General features: G+C 30.3%; 14 protein-coding genes. All 14 read left to right on the forward strand.

The window, feature by feature from the left end:
* The first annotated feature begins 3 nt into the window (after positions 1 to 3).
* The 14 genes from cbiG (at position 4) to I6E17_RS01475 (ending at position 15,431) form a co-directional block, all read left to right on the forward strand.
* The gene (cbiG, locus tag I6E17_RS01410; protein ID WP_235235065.1) at positions 4 to 987 is read left to right on the forward strand and encodes a cobalt-precorrin 5A hydrolase; all 984 of its coding nucleotides are present in this window, start codon (positions 4 to 6) and stop codon (positions 985 to 987) included.
* Positions 980 to 1,717, forward strand: a complete 738-nt coding sequence (cobJ, locus tag I6E17_RS01415) for a precorrin-3B C(17)-methyltransferase (RefSeq protein ID WP_235235066.1) — start codon at positions 980 to 982, stop codon at positions 1,715 to 1,717. The genes cbiG and cobJ overlap by 8 nt, the downstream gene beginning before the upstream one ends.
* Position 1,718: 1 nt before the next feature.
* Entirely contained in the window at positions 1,719 to 2,477 is a 759-nt protein-coding gene (cobK, locus tag I6E17_RS01420; protein WP_176829161.1) for a precorrin-6A reductase, read from the forward strand.
* Complete coding sequence (gene hemC, locus I6E17_RS01425) at positions 2,478 to 3,380, forward strand: hydroxymethylbilane synthase (protein ID WP_235235067.1); 903 nt, start codon at positions 2,478 to 2,480, stop codon at positions 3,378 to 3,380.
* Positions 3,373 to 4,851, forward strand: a complete 1,479-nt coding sequence (cobA, locus tag I6E17_RS01430; RefSeq protein WP_235235069.1) for a uroporphyrinogen-III C-methyltransferase — start codon at positions 3,373 to 3,375, stop codon at positions 4,849 to 4,851. The genes hemC and cobA overlap by 8 nt, the downstream gene beginning before the upstream one ends.
* Before the next feature lie 104 nt (positions 4,852 to 4,955).
* Positions 4,956 to 6,164, forward strand: coding sequence for a threonine ammonia-lyase (ilvA, locus tag I6E17_RS01435; RefSeq protein ID WP_235235071.1), 1,209 nt, complete (start codon positions 4,956 to 4,958; stop codon positions 6,162 to 6,164).
* Between the two features lie 100 nt (positions 6,165 to 6,264).
* A complete protein-coding gene (locus I6E17_RS01440) occupies positions 6,265 to 7,536 on the forward strand; it encodes a serine/threonine protein kinase (RefSeq protein WP_235235073.1) in 1,272 nt (423 codons plus the stop codon).
* Complete coding sequence (locus tag I6E17_RS01445; protein ID WP_235235076.1) at positions 7,520 to 8,362, forward strand: VacJ family lipoprotein; 843 nt, start codon at positions 7,520 to 7,522, stop codon at positions 8,360 to 8,362. Before I6E17_RS01440 ends, I6E17_RS01445 begins: the two co-directional genes overlap by 17 nt.
* 128 nt (positions 8,363 to 8,490) lie before the next feature.
* Positions 8,491 to 9,273 carry an MBL fold metallo-hydrolase gene (locus I6E17_RS01450; protein ID WP_235235078.1) on the forward strand — a complete coding sequence of 261 codons (783 nt, stop codon included), beginning with the start codon at positions 8,491 to 8,493 and terminating at the stop codon, positions 9,271 to 9,273.
* A gap of 11 nt (positions 9,274 to 9,284) precedes the next feature.
* Positions 9,285 to 9,878, forward strand: a complete 594-nt coding sequence (locus tag I6E17_RS01455) for a uracil-DNA glycosylase family protein (RefSeq protein WP_235235081.1) — start codon at positions 9,285 to 9,287, stop codon at positions 9,876 to 9,878.
* Complete coding sequence (locus I6E17_RS01460) at positions 9,871 to 10,443, forward strand: 5-formyltetrahydrofolate cyclo-ligase (protein WP_235235083.1); 573 nt, start codon at positions 9,871 to 9,873, stop codon at positions 10,441 to 10,443. Before I6E17_RS01455 ends, I6E17_RS01460 begins: the two co-directional genes overlap by 8 nt.
* Before the next feature lie 76 nt (positions 10,444 to 10,519).
* The gene (locus tag I6E17_RS01465) at positions 10,520 to 11,272 is read left to right on the forward strand and encodes a YebC/PmpR family DNA-binding transcriptional regulator (protein WP_235235085.1); all 753 of its coding nucleotides are present in this window, start codon (positions 10,520 to 10,522) and stop codon (positions 11,270 to 11,272) included.
* A 283-nt stretch (positions 11,273 to 11,555) separates the two neighbouring features.
* Positions 11,556 to 13,616 carry an ATP-dependent DNA helicase RecG gene (gene recG / locus I6E17_RS01470; protein WP_235235088.1) on the forward strand — a complete coding sequence of 687 codons (2,061 nt, stop codon included), beginning with the start codon at positions 11,556 to 11,558 and terminating at the stop codon, positions 13,614 to 13,616.
* A gap of 99 nt (positions 13,617 to 13,715) precedes the next feature.
* Complete coding sequence (locus I6E17_RS01475) at positions 13,716 to 15,431, forward strand: proline--tRNA ligase (protein WP_235235090.1); 1,716 nt, start codon at positions 13,716 to 13,718, stop codon at positions 15,429 to 15,431.
* Positions 15,432 to 15,754 lie beyond the last annotated feature (323 nt).

Raw genomic sequence — 15,754 nt, forward strand, 5'->3', positions numbered from 1 at the left:
ATTATGAAACTTGCAGTTATAACAGTTACAAATAAAGGTGTAGACAGAGCTTTTTCAATAAAATCAAAGATAGAATGTGATATTTTTACAATTTCTAAATTTATGAGAGAAGGAACTTTTTTAATTGAGGGAAGGCTGCAGGAATTTTATGGAAAAATAAATTTAAAATATGATACATTTCTTTTTATAACAGCAGCAGGAATAGCAGTAAGAACCATAGCTCCTTTTATAAAATCAAAAGATGTAGATCCAGCAGTATTGAGTATGGATGAAGAGGGAAATTTTATAATTTCACTTCTTTCAGGACATCTTGGAGGAGCAAATGAAGCAGCTGTTATTTTGTCTGAAATCACAGGTTCTGTACCTGTAATTTCAACAGCTTCAGATGTATCTGGAAAAATAGCAGCAGATACAATAGCTTTAAAAATAAATGGAAAACTTGAAAGCCTTGAATCAGCTAAAAAAGTTACAAGCCTTGTTGTAGCAGGAAAAAAAGTAGATATAAAAATTCCTGAAAACATGGAAGGTGAAAATCCTGAAGGAGTAATAATAATTTCAAATAGAAAAAATATAGAAATTTCTCATATTATTCCAAGAAATATTGTGATAGGAATAGGATGTAGAAGAGAAAAAGAGGGAATAAAAATAATAGAAGCTATTAGAAATTCCCTTGAAAAATATAATCTTTCAGAAGAAAGTATCAGAATATTTACAACTGCAGATGTAAAGAAAGATGAGAAAGGAATATATGAGGCAGCAGATTTTTTTAAAAGGAAAGTTGAAATAATTTCCTGTGAAGAAATAAAGAAAATAGAAAAAAATTTTGAGCAGTCTGAATTTGTAAAGAAAACAATAGGAGTAGGAGCAGTTTCAGCTCCATGTGCTTTTATAACTGGAAAAGGAAAAGGAAAATTTTTAGCTGAAAAACTTAAATATGATGGAATAACTATTTCTATTTTTGAAGAGGAGACAAAAAAGAATGGATAAAAAAGGAAAAATTTATGTTGTTGGTATAGGGCCTGGAAATAAAGAAAATATGACTTTCAGAGCTTATAATACCATAAAAGAATCAGATATAATAATAGGGCATAAAACTTATATTGCTCTTGTGGAAAAAATATTTCCAGATAAGAAAACAGTAAAATCTGCGATGAAAAAGGAGGTGGAAAGATGTGAAGAAACTTTAAAACTTGCAGAAGAAGGAAATGTTGTAGCCCTTATTAGTTCAGGAGATGCAGGAGTATATGGAATGGCAGGAATAATGCTTGAAGTTGCAGGAGATTCAAATATTGATGTGGAAATTATTCCAGGAGTGACATCTTCAAATGCTTCAGCTTCAGTTGCAGGAGCTCCACTTATGCATGATTATGTTACAATATCTTTAAGTAATCTTCTTACAGATTGGGAACTTATAAAAAAGAGAGTGGCTCTTGCTTCAGAAGGAGATTTTGTAATTTCTCTTTATAATCCAAGAAGTAACGGAAGACCTGAGCTTATAAATGAAGCTACAGAAATTATACTTAAATATAAAAGCAAAAACACTCCTGTTGCTATTGTAAGAAATACTGGACGGGACGGAGAAAGCTGTGACATTACAACACTTGAAAAAATGCTAGATTTTGAAATAAATATGTTTACCACAGTTATAATCGGAAATTCAAAAACTTTTATAAAAAATGGAAAAATGATAACACCGAGAGGATATAAGGTAGATTAAGATGGATTGGATAATAGGCGGGACAAAAGACTCAAGAGATTTTATAAATATTTTATCAGAAGATAAAAATATAGATTTAAAAAATATTATTCTTACTACAGCAAGTGATTATGGAAAAAAACTTGCAGAAGAAAGTGGGGTATATGCAATGTCCCTGCCTATGAATGAAGAACAGATGAAAATATTTATTTCTGAATACAGCATAAAAAGAATTTTTGATTTAAGCCACCCTTATGCACAGGAGGTATCTCTAAATGCAATGAGGGCAGCAGAAAGCCAGAAAATAGAATATTTTCGTTTTGAAAGAGAAAACCTTGGATATAAAAATAGTATAGACTTTACTTCAGCAGAGGAAATGGCAAGGTTTATTGAAAAACTTGAAGGAAATATTCTTGTTACTTTAGGAAGTAATAATATTCATGAATTTAAAAATTTAAAAAATCTTGAAAATATATATTTCAGGATTCTGCCTGTTTCTGAATCTATAGAAAAAGCAGAAAAAGCAGGAATAAAAGCAAAAAATATAATTGGAATTCAAGGGCCTTTTTCAAAAGAATTTAATAAGGCAATTTATAAAAATTATAATATAAAATATGTGGTTACAAAAGAGAGCGGAGCAACAGGAGGAGAAGCTGAAAAAATGGAAGCAGCTTATGAAATGGGAGTTGTTCCTTTAGTTCTTAAAAGACCAAAAATACAATATACATGGGTTACATGTGAAATGAAAAAAATAAGAGAAAAGTTTAAGGAAGGATATTAAATGTTAAGAAATAAAATAGTAATAGGTACAAGAGGAAGTATACTTGCAATGGCTCAGACAGAGCTTGTAGTTCAAATGCTTAAAGAAAAATTTCCTCAAATGATATTTGAAATAAAAGTAATAGTAACTACAGGGGATAAAGATATGAGAACAAACTGGGGAGATAAAAGTGTATCTCTAAAAAGTTTTTTCACTAAAGAGATAGAGAAAGAACTTTTAGAAAAAGATATAGATCTTGCAGTTCACTCAATGAAAGATATGCCTGCTGTAAGTCCTGAAGGGTTAATTTGTGGAGCAATTCCAATAAGAGAGGATAACAGAGATGTTTTTGTTTCAAGAACAGGAAAAAAACTTATGGATCTTCCTGAAAATCCTGTAATAGGAACAAGTTCTTTAAGAAGAGCTGTTTCAATTAAAGATTTAAGACCAGATGCAGAAATAAAACCTATAAGAGGAAATATTCATACAAGATTAAATAAACTTGAAACAGAAGGATTTGATGGAATAGTTCTTGCAGCAGCAGGACTTATAAGAGTTGGACTTCAGGACAGAATAACACAATTTTTTTCAAAAGATGAAGTTATGCCTGCTCCTGCTCAGGGAGCTCTTTGTGTTCAGTGCAGAGAAGATGATAAAGAAATTTTAGAAATGCTTGAAAAAATAGTAGATAAAGATACAACAGAAGTAATAGCAGTTGAAAGAGAATTTTCAAGAATTTTTGATGGAGGATGTCATACTCCTATGGGATGTGCAGCAGAAATTGTAGGAGATGAAATAATAATAAAAGGAATTTATTATAACGGAGAGAAATTATATAGAGGAACACACAGAGGAAAAAGAGAAAAAGGAATCATTCTGGCAGATGAACTGGCAGATAAAATTAGAGGGAATATAAATGGATAAAAACACAAAAGGAAAAGTTTATGTTGTAGGAGCAGGATGCGGAGATTTTGAACTTCTTACACTTAAAGGAAAAAGATGTATAGAAGAAGCTGATTGTATCATCTACGACAGACTTATAAATAAAAGAATATTAAATTTTGCCGGAAAAAGAACAGAATTTATATATCTTGGTAAAGAGAACACAGAGGGCGGACTTATTCAGTCTGAAATTAACAATAAGATTGTTGAAAAGGCTCTTGAGGGAAAAACAGTAGTAAGGCTTAAAGGAGGAGACCCTTTTGTTTTCGGAAGAGGGGGAGAAGAGATAGAGAAAATAGCAGAAAATAATATTCCTTTTGAAATAGTTCCAGGAATAACTTCTGCAGTGGCTGTACCTGAATATGCAGGAATCCCTGTTACACATAGAGGAATTTCTAAATCTTTTCATGTATTTACAGGAATGACAGCAAAAGATAATAAGTTTCATGATTTTGAACCAATTGCAAAACTTGATGGAACACTTATTTTCCTAATGGGAATGAAAAATTTAAATCTTATAACAAAAGAACTTATAAAATATGGGAAAAATCCTAAAACACCAACTGCTGTAATTGAGAAGGGGACAACTGGAAAACAGAGAGTAATAACTGGAACTCTTGAAAATATTTTTGATATAGCAGAAAAAGAGAAAGCAGTTTCTCCTGCAGTGATTGTAATAGGAAATGTTGTTTCAAAGAGAGAAGAATTTAAATGGTTTGAGAAAAAAGATCTTTTTGGAAAAAATATACTTGTTACAAGAGACACTGCACAGGGAGAAGTTTTTTGTCGTGAAATTGAAAAATCAGGGGGAAATGCAGAACTTTTATCTTTTTTAAAGATTCAGGACAAAATGATGAACTTTGATTATTCGGTTTTAAAAAATTATCAGGCAGTTCTTTTTAATTCTCCTAATGGGGTGAGATTTTTCTTTGAGCATATTCCAGATATGAGAGTTTTAGGAAATATAAAAATAGGAGCAGTTGGGGCAAAAACAAAAGAAGAACTTGAAAAATTTAAAATTAATCCTGATGTGATGCCTGAAAAATATCTTACAGCAGATCTTGCTGAAGAAATTTTAAAAATCACAGAACCAAATGACAGAATTCTTATTATAACATCAGACATATCTCCGTGTGATGACATTGAGTGGAGCAAAAAATATAACAGAAGATTTGAAAAATTTGTTGGATACAATACAATTTTTAATTTAAAGTCTAAAAAAGAAGTGGAAAAGATTTTAGAAAATGTTGAATATATAACTTTTTTAAGCTCTTCAGCTGTAAAATCTTTTATAACTAGTTTGGAAAAAGACATTTCGTGCGTAAAAAACCTAAAAGTTATATCTATCGGACCATCAACAAGCAAAACTTTAAAAAATTTTAAAATCAATATCTTTTCGGAAGCTATTGATTATACAGCAGATGGAGTGATTAGTATTTTACGAAAAGAATAAATTTGTGAAAAGTACTTGAAAATTTTCTCTAAAAAAAGTATACTCTGATTGAAAACAAAATAGTTTTTATGAATAAAAACGGTTTTAAGTAGGAGGAATGTAAAATGGAAAGAGTAACATTTGATATGATTAAGGAAGCTGCAGAAACCATAAAAGGGTCAGTAAAAAGAACTCAAATAATAGAATGCCCTACTATGGAAAAATTAACAGGAAATAAAGTTTTCTTTAAATTAGAAAACTTACAAAAAACTGGATCTTTCAAAGTAAGAGGAGCTTTAAATAAAATTATGCACCTTACTGAAGAAGAAAAAGCAAGAGGAGTTATTGCATCTTCAGCTGGTAACCACGCTCAAGGAGTTGCACTTGGAGCAACAAATCTTGGAATAAAATCAACAATTGTAATGCCTGGAACAGCACCATTATCAAAAGTAATGGCTACAAGAGGATATGGAGCAGAAGTTGTTCAAGTAGGAACAGTTTATGACGATGCTTATAAAAAAGCATGTGAAATTCAAGCTGAAACAGGAGCTACATTCTTACATCCATTTGACGATCCTTATGTTATAGCAGGACAAGGAACAATCGGTATGGAAATTATTGAAGACCTTGAAAATGTAGATATGGTAATAGTACCTATCGGAGGAGGAGGTATTGCCTCTGGTATAGCTAAAGCTGTTAAATCTTTAAAACCATCAGTAAAAATGGTTGGTGTTGAAGCTGAAAATGCTGCATCAATGCTTGAAGCTGTTAAACAAGGATGCCCTTGTACAATAAAAACAACTCCTACAATAGCTGACGGTATTGCTGTTGCAAGAGCAGGAGAATTAACTTGTGAAATGATAAGAGACTATGTAGATGAAATCGTTACTGTAAGTGAAGATGACATCGCAAGAGCTATCTTATTCTTAATGGAAAAAGGAAAAGTTGTTGCTGAAGGAGCAGGAGCTACTCCAGTTGCAGCACTTCTTGCAGGAAAAATTAAAGAACAAGGACAAAACATTTGTTGTGTAATTTCAGGAGGAAACTCTGACATCAACATGATAGAAAGAATTATAAACAAAGCTCTTATCCTTGAAGGAAGAAAAGCTGAATTCAATGTGGTTGTTCCAGACAGAGCAGGAGAATTATTCAAAGTTCTTCAAGTTCTTGCTGACAAAAAAGCAAACATCTTAAGAATCAACCAATCTATGTATAAAACAGGAATAAAAATCAATAACCAAGTAGCTAAAATAGTTATTGAATGTGCAAACGCTGAGCACAGAAATGAAATAGCAGTAGCTATAAGAGAAGCTGGTTTTGAATTAAGACCATAGTTTTAAAATTATAATTTGTTTTTTCCTTTGATTTCTAGTAGAATATACCTATATAAAATGACTGGTAGTTCATTACTGGAATAAAAGGAAGGCAGATATAATGAAAAAACTTATATTATCATTATTTATCTTATTTGGAATGAATGTATTTTCTTACAACTTTCCATTTAAAAATCCATATGTGGCAACTGTAGTGGGGACATCCACGATGATGACTCCAAATATCATGGAAAAAATTCCTATTGATATATACAGAATAGGTTTCATAAATACAAGAGAAACTCCTGCCAATTTGGAATATCAGAAAGACTACAAATTTTCAGTAGCCTTACAAGATAAAAAAGCACCATTAGTATTTATTTTATCAGGGACTGGTTCGTCTGCAACATCTCTTAAGACTGAACTTTTCCAAAGAATATTTTATACAGCAGGATACCACGTTGTTGGGGTTTCATCAACTATGAACACCAATTCCGTGGTATCTTTATCTTATGAAAAAATGCCTGGAATACTTTTAAATGATGGAATGGATCTTTACAGAGCCATAAACAGAATAAAAGATATTGTTGAGAAAAAGGCAGAAGTATCAGATTATTATCTTATGGGATATAGTCTTGGAGCAACTCATTCAGCTGTTCTTTCATACATTGATGAAACAGAAAAAGATTTTAATTTTAAAAGAGTATTTCTTGTAAATCCAGCTGTAAATCTTTATACTTCAGCAGCAATACTTGATAATATGTTTGAAAAGGCAATTGATAATGATATAACAAATCTTTTCATAAGAGTTAATGCAATAACTGATAATCTTGCAGTTCTTACAGGAAGAGATGAAGAGATTAAACATCAGAATCCAGAAAAAGTTTTAAGAGATTTAGGAATTACAGACAGAGATCTTCAAGTTGGAATAGGTCTTGTTTTTAGATTGAATGCAATAGATATTAACTTTTTATCAGATGCAGCCAACAAAAGAGGGGTGTATGTAGATAAAAAAATAGAAAAATATGAAGATATGGGAGTTTATTTTGAAAAGATAAACTTTGCAGACTTTGAAGATTATATGGAAAGACTAGCAGTTCCTTATTATCAGGAAAAATATGGAACATCAATGACAACTAAAAATCTTATAAAACTTACAGATTTAAGGGTTATAGAAGATTACCTTCGTAGTGCAGATAAAATTATGGCTGTAACAAACAGAGATGAACTTATTCTTACAAAAGAAAATATAAAATATCTTCAAGATGTTTTTAAAGGAAGAATAATAGTATATCCTTATGGTGGACATTGTGGAAATATGTATTATTATGAAAATGTAAAAAATATGCTGAATTTTATGAAAGGAGGTAAGTTAGTTGAAGTTAAAAAATAAAATTATAATATTTATTTTATCTTCTGTGCTTATTTCCTGTAGCAGTATAGAAAGAGCAGATAATCACACTTTTCATGATGATGTAAGAAAAAGCTCTAATATTGAAAGTGCAGAAAGAAAAGAAATTAATCAGGAACTTGCAATTCTTTATGGAGTTGATGATCCGTTAGGACCTTTAAACAGAAGAGTATATTATTTTAATGGTATGGCAGATAGATATGTATTAAAGCCAGCTGTTACAAAATATAAATATTATACACCTGATTTTTTTCAAAAAAGATTCAGTAATTTCTTTACTAATTTTGGAAATATCAGCACTGCTTTAAACTCTTTTTTACAGCTTAAATTTACTCAGGGCTTTGAATCAGCTTTAAGATTTGGGATAAACAGTACAGTAGGAATTTTAGGACTTTTTGATCCTGCAACAAAACTTGGTATTCCTCAATATAAAGAAAATCTTGGAATGACTCTTGGATACTATGGAGTAGGAAGAGGGCCTTATGTAGTAGCTCCTCTTTTAGGGCCTACAAATGTAAGAGATTTTTCAGCTTTTGCAGTGAATAGCTATGGAGTGGGGCAACTTGATGTATATCACCCTGTAGGAATAGATTTCAGAGAATGGTATATGGGAGCTCTTTATGGATTTTCAACAAAAGTTGATACTGGAATTTATTTCTTAGATTCAGATTATGTTTTTGAATATGAATACATGAGATTTTTAAGTAAAAAATATAATGATTTGGTAGAAAAAAGAAATAAGCATAGAGAAATAAAATATGAAAGAGAAAGAATAAGAAAAGAAAATATTCAAAAAGAAGCAATATAATAATATAAAGACAGTTCCGAAAAATTTATATAATTTAAATCGGTTCTGTCTTTTTTATTTTTATAAGATTCTTTTTATGGTATAATATAAAATAAGTATTTTTATTTTTAAGACAGAAAGGGAATAAAATGAAGGTATCAATATTAGGAAGCGGAAGTGGGGGAAATTCTACTTTTATTGAAGTTGACGGAGTAAAATTTCTTGTAGATGCAGGCTTCAGTGGGAAAAAAATAGAGGGAAGGCTTAAGGAGATAAATGAAAGTCCAGAAGAAATAGAAGGGATTTTAATTACTCATGAGCATTCAGATCATATACAAGGAGCAGGAATTTTATCAAGAAAATATAATATACCTGTATATATAACAAAAGAAAGTTATAGTGTATGTGAAAATAAACTTGGAAAAATAAATGATGGCAATCTTATATTCATAGATAATGAAACTTTTGTTTTAAAAGAAAAGGTAAAAGTTCTTCCTGTTGATGTAATGCATGATGCAAAAAGAACAGTAGGTTTTAGAATAGAGGGAATTGCAAGTAGAAAAACTCTTGGAATTTCAACTGATATTGGATATGTTGATAATAGAGTGAGAGAACTTTTTAAAAATGTAAATATCATGATTATAGAATCAAATTATGACTATAGAATGCTTATGGAATGTAATTATCCATGGGAGCTTAAAGACAGAGTAAAGAGCAGAAATGGGCATCTTTCAAATAATGATGCTGCAAAATTTGTGTGTGAAAGCTATAATACAGATTTAAAAAAGGTCTATCTTGCCCATGTAAGTAAGGACAGCAATAACTTTGAAATTGTATCAAGAACAATTTATCAGGAACTTGGAAGATTTAATATAAATATTCCTATTGAAATAGCTCATCAGGATCAAGTAACAGAAATGTATGAAATATAGGAGGATAAATCATGGAAAAAGATGAATTATGGGAAGAACTGAGATTTGAAATAGGGACTATGAATAGACTGAATTCATCAAAAGAAGATGAAGAAATTCTCCTTGGAAGTGGAAATAAAGAAGCTAAAATTCTTTTCATAGGAGATGATGCAGAGCTTTATGAAACTTCTGATTTAAAAGTTGCAGTAGGTTCAAGTGGTGAATTTTTAATAAAATTATGTGATATTGCTGAAATAAGCCCTGAAGATTATTACATAACAACTCTTACAAAAAGCAAGATAAAATATAGAGAAACTTTTGATGATGAAAAAAGAAAGCTTAAAGATCTTCTTGATATGCAAATAGCACTTATACAGCCAGAAATTATTGTTGCTCTTGGACAAGATGTAGGTGAGCTTCTTCTTGAAAAAGAAATAGATATGGGAAGAGAAAGAGGAGAAGTTAAAACATGGAGAGGTGGAATAAAACTTATTACCACTTATGATGTAAATTTCACTAAAAAATCAAGAGACAGCAGTGGAAAAAAATCAAAAGTAGCTCTTGATTTCTGGAATGATCTTAAAAGTGTAAAAAGCCTTTTAAATGGTGCAGAAATTTATGAATAAAAAATATATAAAAAATCTTGTGAGAAAAGAGATAAGAATAAAAAGGGAATCTCTTGAAGAAAATGAAAAAAGAAGATTAAGTTCTATCATAATTGATAAATTTTTAAATCTTGAAGAGGTAAAAAAAGCTTTAGTGATTATGTCTTATATGGATTTTAAAAATGAAGTGGAAAGCAGAGAGCTTAATAATATTCTTTTAAGTTTAGGAAAAAAACTTTTAATACCAAGAGTCACTGAAAATAAAGAGAAAATAATTCCTGTTTATGTAAATGGGGAGTATAAAAAAGGAAATTTTGGTATTTTAGAATCAGAAGGAAAAGACTTTACAGAAAAAGGAATAGATATAGTTATAGTTCCAGGGATAGCTTTTAATGAAAAAGGTGGAAGAATAGGTTTTGGAAAAGGTTATTATGATAAATTTCTTTCAGAAAGAGAGAAAAACGGAGAGAAAATTCTTAAAATAGCTCTTCTTTATGACTTCCAAATTGACAGAAGATTTGAAAGCGAGGAACATGACAAAGCTGTTGATATTCTTATAACTGAGAGCAGGATTATAAAGCTATAATGTTGAAAAAATTTTTTCTGTATGATAAAATAATGTGGAATAATAATGTTTGATTAAAATTATAGGAGGAAAACTCGTGGCAGGACACAGTAAATGGAATAATATCCAACACAGAAAAGGTGCTCAAGATAAAAAAAGAGCTAGCTTATTTACAAAATTAGGAAAAGAATTAACAATCGCAGCTAAGGAAGGTGGAGGAGATCCAAGCTTCAACCCAAGACTTAGACTTGCTATAGAAAAAGCTAAAGCAGGAAATATGCCTAAAGATATCCTAGAAAGAGCAATTAAAAAAGGTACAGGAGAATTAGAAGGTGTAGATTATATAGAAATGAGATATGAAGGATATGGTCCAGAAGGAACAGCTTTCATAGTTGATGTTGTAACAGATAACAAAAACAGATCAGCATCAGAAGTAAGAACAACATTCTCAAGAAAAGGTGGAAACTTAGGTGCAGACGGTGCAGTTTCTTGGATGTTTAACAAAAAAGGAGAAATCATTGTTCCAGCAGCAAATGTAGAAGATGCAGAAGAGTTTATGATGGTAGCTCTTGAAGCAGGAGCAGATGACATTGTAGAAGATGGAGATGAATTCCAAGTTCTTACAGAACCTGCAGCTTTCCAAGGTGTATTAGATGCTTTAACAGAAGCAGGATATAAATATGAAGATGCAGAAGTAACAATGATTCCTGAAAATAAAGTAGTTATTACAGATGTAAATGTTGCTAAAAAAGTTATGCTTCTTTATGATTCATTAGATGAACTTGATGATGTTCAAGAAGTATATTCAAACTTTGACATTGCTGATGAAATAATGGAGCAACTTGATTAATAAATAATTATGTTACTTTCTTTGCTTGTACAAAGAAAGTAACCAAAGAAATACCCCCTGTTAGTGAAAAAATTTTCTATTTATTTTGTTCGTTTCACTAAAAATGACAAACTCGCTTTCGCTCAAACATGTCATTTTTTAGCGTTCAACTCACTGCATAAATTACGAAAATTTTTTCAATACAGGGATTTTTTATTAAATTTTAAAATTTTTAAAAATTTTATCTTAAGTATAAAAGAACAGTTATTATGAAAAATGAAAAATTGACAAATAAGGAGGGAAAATGAAAGAAGATTATAAAATTATTTTTGAAGATTTAAAAAATTTAAATTTAAAATCTCTTACATTAAAAGAAGTAGAAAAAATAAAAAATCTTAATATAAATACTCTTCATGACCTTCTTTATTATTTTCCTAGAGCTTATGACGACAGAACAAATATAAAAAAGATAGAAGACTTGAGGGGAGATGAATATGTTGTACTTAAGGTGCAGTTTCTTGCAGTTTCAACTCCCTATATTCCTGGAAGACTAAAAATGACAAAGGCAAGGGCAACAGATGGGACAGGAGTTATTGATGTTGTGTGGTTTCAGATGCCATATCTTGCAAAATCATTAAAAATAGGAGAAGACTATATTCTTATAGGCCATATAAAAAGAGGATATAATTTTCAGATGACAAATCCAGAATATAAAAAAGTTTCTAATCAAATAGAGATGGAAAAAGGTGAAATTCTACCTGTTTATAGTACAGTTAAAAATTTTGCTCAGAACAGTCTGAGAAAGGTTCTGAAAAAAAATATATCTGCAAATAAAAAATATTTTTATGAAAATATTCCTGATGAAATTTTAAAAAAATATAAAATAATGGAAAGACAAAAGGCTCTTAATGAAATACATTTTCCTTCAGATCATAAAAATCTTGAAGAAGCAAAAAGAAGATTTGCTATAGAAGAACTTATGATACTTGAAATGGGAATACTTGAAAAAAAATTTATTGAGGGAGTGACTGAGGGAAAAAAATATGAACTTAGTGATAATAAGTTTCTTGTAAAAAATTATCTTAAAAATCTTAATTTCACTCTTACAAAAGCCCAGAAAAATGTAATTACAGATATATATAAAGAGCTTAATAATGGAATTTTTATAAACCGTCTTGTGCAGGGAGATGTAGGAAGTGGAAAAACAGTTGTAGCTATGGTTCTTCTTTTATATATTATAGAAAATGGTTATCAGGGAGTTATTATGGCTCCAACAGAAATTCTTGCTGCACAGCATTATCTTTCAATAAAAGATGATTTTGAAAAATTAGGTGTAAGAACTGAGCTTTTAACAGGAAGTGTTAAAGGAAAGAAAAAGGAAGCACTTCTTCAGAGAATAAAAAATGGAGAAATTTCCCTTGTAATAGGAACTCATGCCCTTATAGAAGATAATGTGGAATTTGAAAAACTTGGTTTAATAGTTATAGATGAGCAACATAGATTTGGTGTAGTTCAGAGGAAAAAACTCCGTGATAAAGGGATTCTTTCAAATCTTTTGGTTATGAGTGCTACTCCGATTCCTCGTTCTTTGGCTCTTAGTATTTATGGAGACTTGGATATTTCAATAATTGATGAACTTCCTCCAGGGAGAAAAGCTATAAAGACAAAATGGATAGGAAATGAGCCTGATTTGGAAAAAGCTTATAATTTTATAGAGAAAAAACTTCATGAGGGAAGACAAGCATACTTTGTAGTTCCCCTTATTGAAGACAGTGAAAAAATGGCAGTAAAATCTATTGAGCAGTATAAATATGAGATAGAAAATAGATTTTCAGGGTATAAGATAGGAATACTTCATGGAAAAATGAAAAACTCAGAAAAAGATGAAGTTATGAAATCTTTTAAAAACAAAGAAATAGATATTCTTCTTTCAACAACAGTTGTAGAGGTTGGAATAAATGTTCCTAATGCAACAGTAATTTCAATAATAAATGCTGAAAGATTTGGGCTTTCATCTCTTCATCAGCTTCGTGGAAGAGTGGGAAGAGGGGAGCACCAGTCTTATTGTTTCCTTATTTCAAAAACAGATAATGATACATCAAAGGCAAGGCTTAGAATTATGGAAAAAACACAGGACGGATTTGAAATTGCTGAAGAAGATTTAAGACTTAGAAAATCTGGAGAGATATTTGGTACAAGACAGACAGGTTTCAGTGATTTAAAATTTATAGATATAACACAAGATGTAAAAACAATAAAAGCTGTAAAGGATATGTGCACAGAATATCTTAAAGAAAAAAAAGGAATAATAGATAATGAATATCTGAAAATGGATATTGAAGATAAATTTAAAGAAAACTTGTAATAAAATTTTATTTTTTAGAAATTGTTGTTTTCAAAAAATAATAATTATGGTAAGATAACAGAAGGTATAGTCAAAAATTTTAAGGAGGATAGATAAAAAATGAGGTTTAGTAAATATTATGTGAAAACATTAAAAGAAAACCCAAAAGAAGCTGAAGTTGTCAGCCACCAACTGCTTTTAAGAGCCGGTATGATTAAAAAAATGGCAAGCGGAGTGTACAGCTATCTTCCCTTAGGGTATAAGACACTTAGAAAAGTAGAAAATATTGTAAGAGAAGAAATGGACAGAGCAGGTGCAGTAGAACTTCTTATGCCTGTACTTCAGCCAGCTGAAATTTGGCAGGAAAGTGGAAGATGGGATGTAATGGGGCCTGAAATGATGAGACTTAAAGACAGACACGAAAGAGATTTTGTCCTTGGGCCAACACATGAAGAAGCTATAACAGATATAGTAAGAAGCGATATATTTTCATATAAACAATTACCAATAAATTTATATCAAATTCAAACTAAATTCAGAGATGAAAGAAGACCAAGATTTGGACTTATGAGAGGAAGAGAGTTCCTTATGAAAGATGCTTACTCTTTTGGAGTGACAAGAGAGGATCTTGATAAAGAATTTGATAATATGCAGGAAGCATATTCAAGAGTATTTAAAAGATGTGGACTTGATTTCAGAATTGTTGATGCTGACTCAGGAGCAATTGGAGGAAGTGGATCAAAAGAATTCCATGTTATGGCAAACTCAGGAGAAGATGAATTAATATTCTGTGATTCATGTCACTATGGAGCAAATGTTGAAAAAGCTGTAAATGTTATTACAAATCTTCCTAAAGAAGAATTAAAAGAACCAGTGCTTGTTCCTACACCAAATATTGCAAAAATAGAAGATGTAGTTGCAAACTTAGGTGTTGAAATAGAAAGAACAGTAAAAGCAATAATGTATAAAGATATGGTTACAGATGAACCTTATATGGTTTTAATAAGAGGGGACATTGAAGTAAACGAAGTAAAAGTAAAAAATTTAATTGATACAATAGATATTGCAATGCTTACTGATGAAGAACTTGAAGCTCTTGGACTTTTCAAAGGATTCATAGGACCATATGGAATGGATTTAAAAGCTAAGGGAATAAAAGTAATAGCAGATCCATCTGTAACAGAAATTCCTAACCATACAGCAGGAGGAAACAAGCCTGATACTCACTATTTAAATGTAAATTACGGAAGAGACTATGAAGCTGATATAGTTGCTGATGTAAGAAAAGTTAAAGAGGGAGATACTTGTTCAATCTGTGGAAAACCTCTTCGTGTTGCAAGAGGAATTGAATGTGGACATATCTTTAAACTTGGTAAAAAATATTCTGAGCCTATGAAAGCAACAGTTCTTGATGAAAATGGAAAAGATATTGTTATGGAAATGGGTTGCTATGGAATAGGAGTATCAAGAACAATGGCAGCTGCTATTGAACAAAATAATGATGAAAACGGAATTATTTGGCCGTCAGCTATAGCTCCTTTTGTAGTTGATGTTATTGCAGCAAATATAAAAGATGAAGCTCAAACAAATCTTGCAGAAGAGGTTTATAAAAATCTATTAGATTCAGGAATAGAAACTATCTATGACGACAGAAACGAAAGAGCAGGATTTAAATTTAAAGATGCTGACTTAATTGGATTCCCATTTAAAGTTGTATGTGGTAAAAAATCAGCAGAAGGAATTGTTGAATTAAAAATAAGAAGAACAGGAGAAACTATTGAAACAGCAAAAGCTGATGTAGTTGCAACTGTAAAAGAATTAATGAAAAAATATTAATATTAAAGTCCTCTGAAAATTTTCAGGGGATTTTTTTATTTATATAAAATTGTATTTGTTATTTTTTCAGAAATTTTGAGCTAGAATAAAATATTTTGCTCTATATTAAAATTTTTTTTGATAAAAAGACTTGATAATTTTTTTATTTGGGCATATAATAAGAAAAAAGATAGGCATAAAAGTGTATAAAAACTTAAAAAAATTTAAACATGAAAGATAAGAAGAATTTTTCATATTCTTTTGATACTTTTTTGTAAAAAAGCAAAAAAAAGCATGAAAATTTCTTTTCATGCTTTTAGTTTAATAACTTTTAAATATTTATA

Origin of the sequence: Fusobacterium perfoetens (assembly GCF_021531595.1) — a bacterium.
Classification (GTDB): Bacteria; Fusobacteriota; Fusobacteriia; order Fusobacteriales; family Fusobacteriaceae; genus Fusobacterium_B.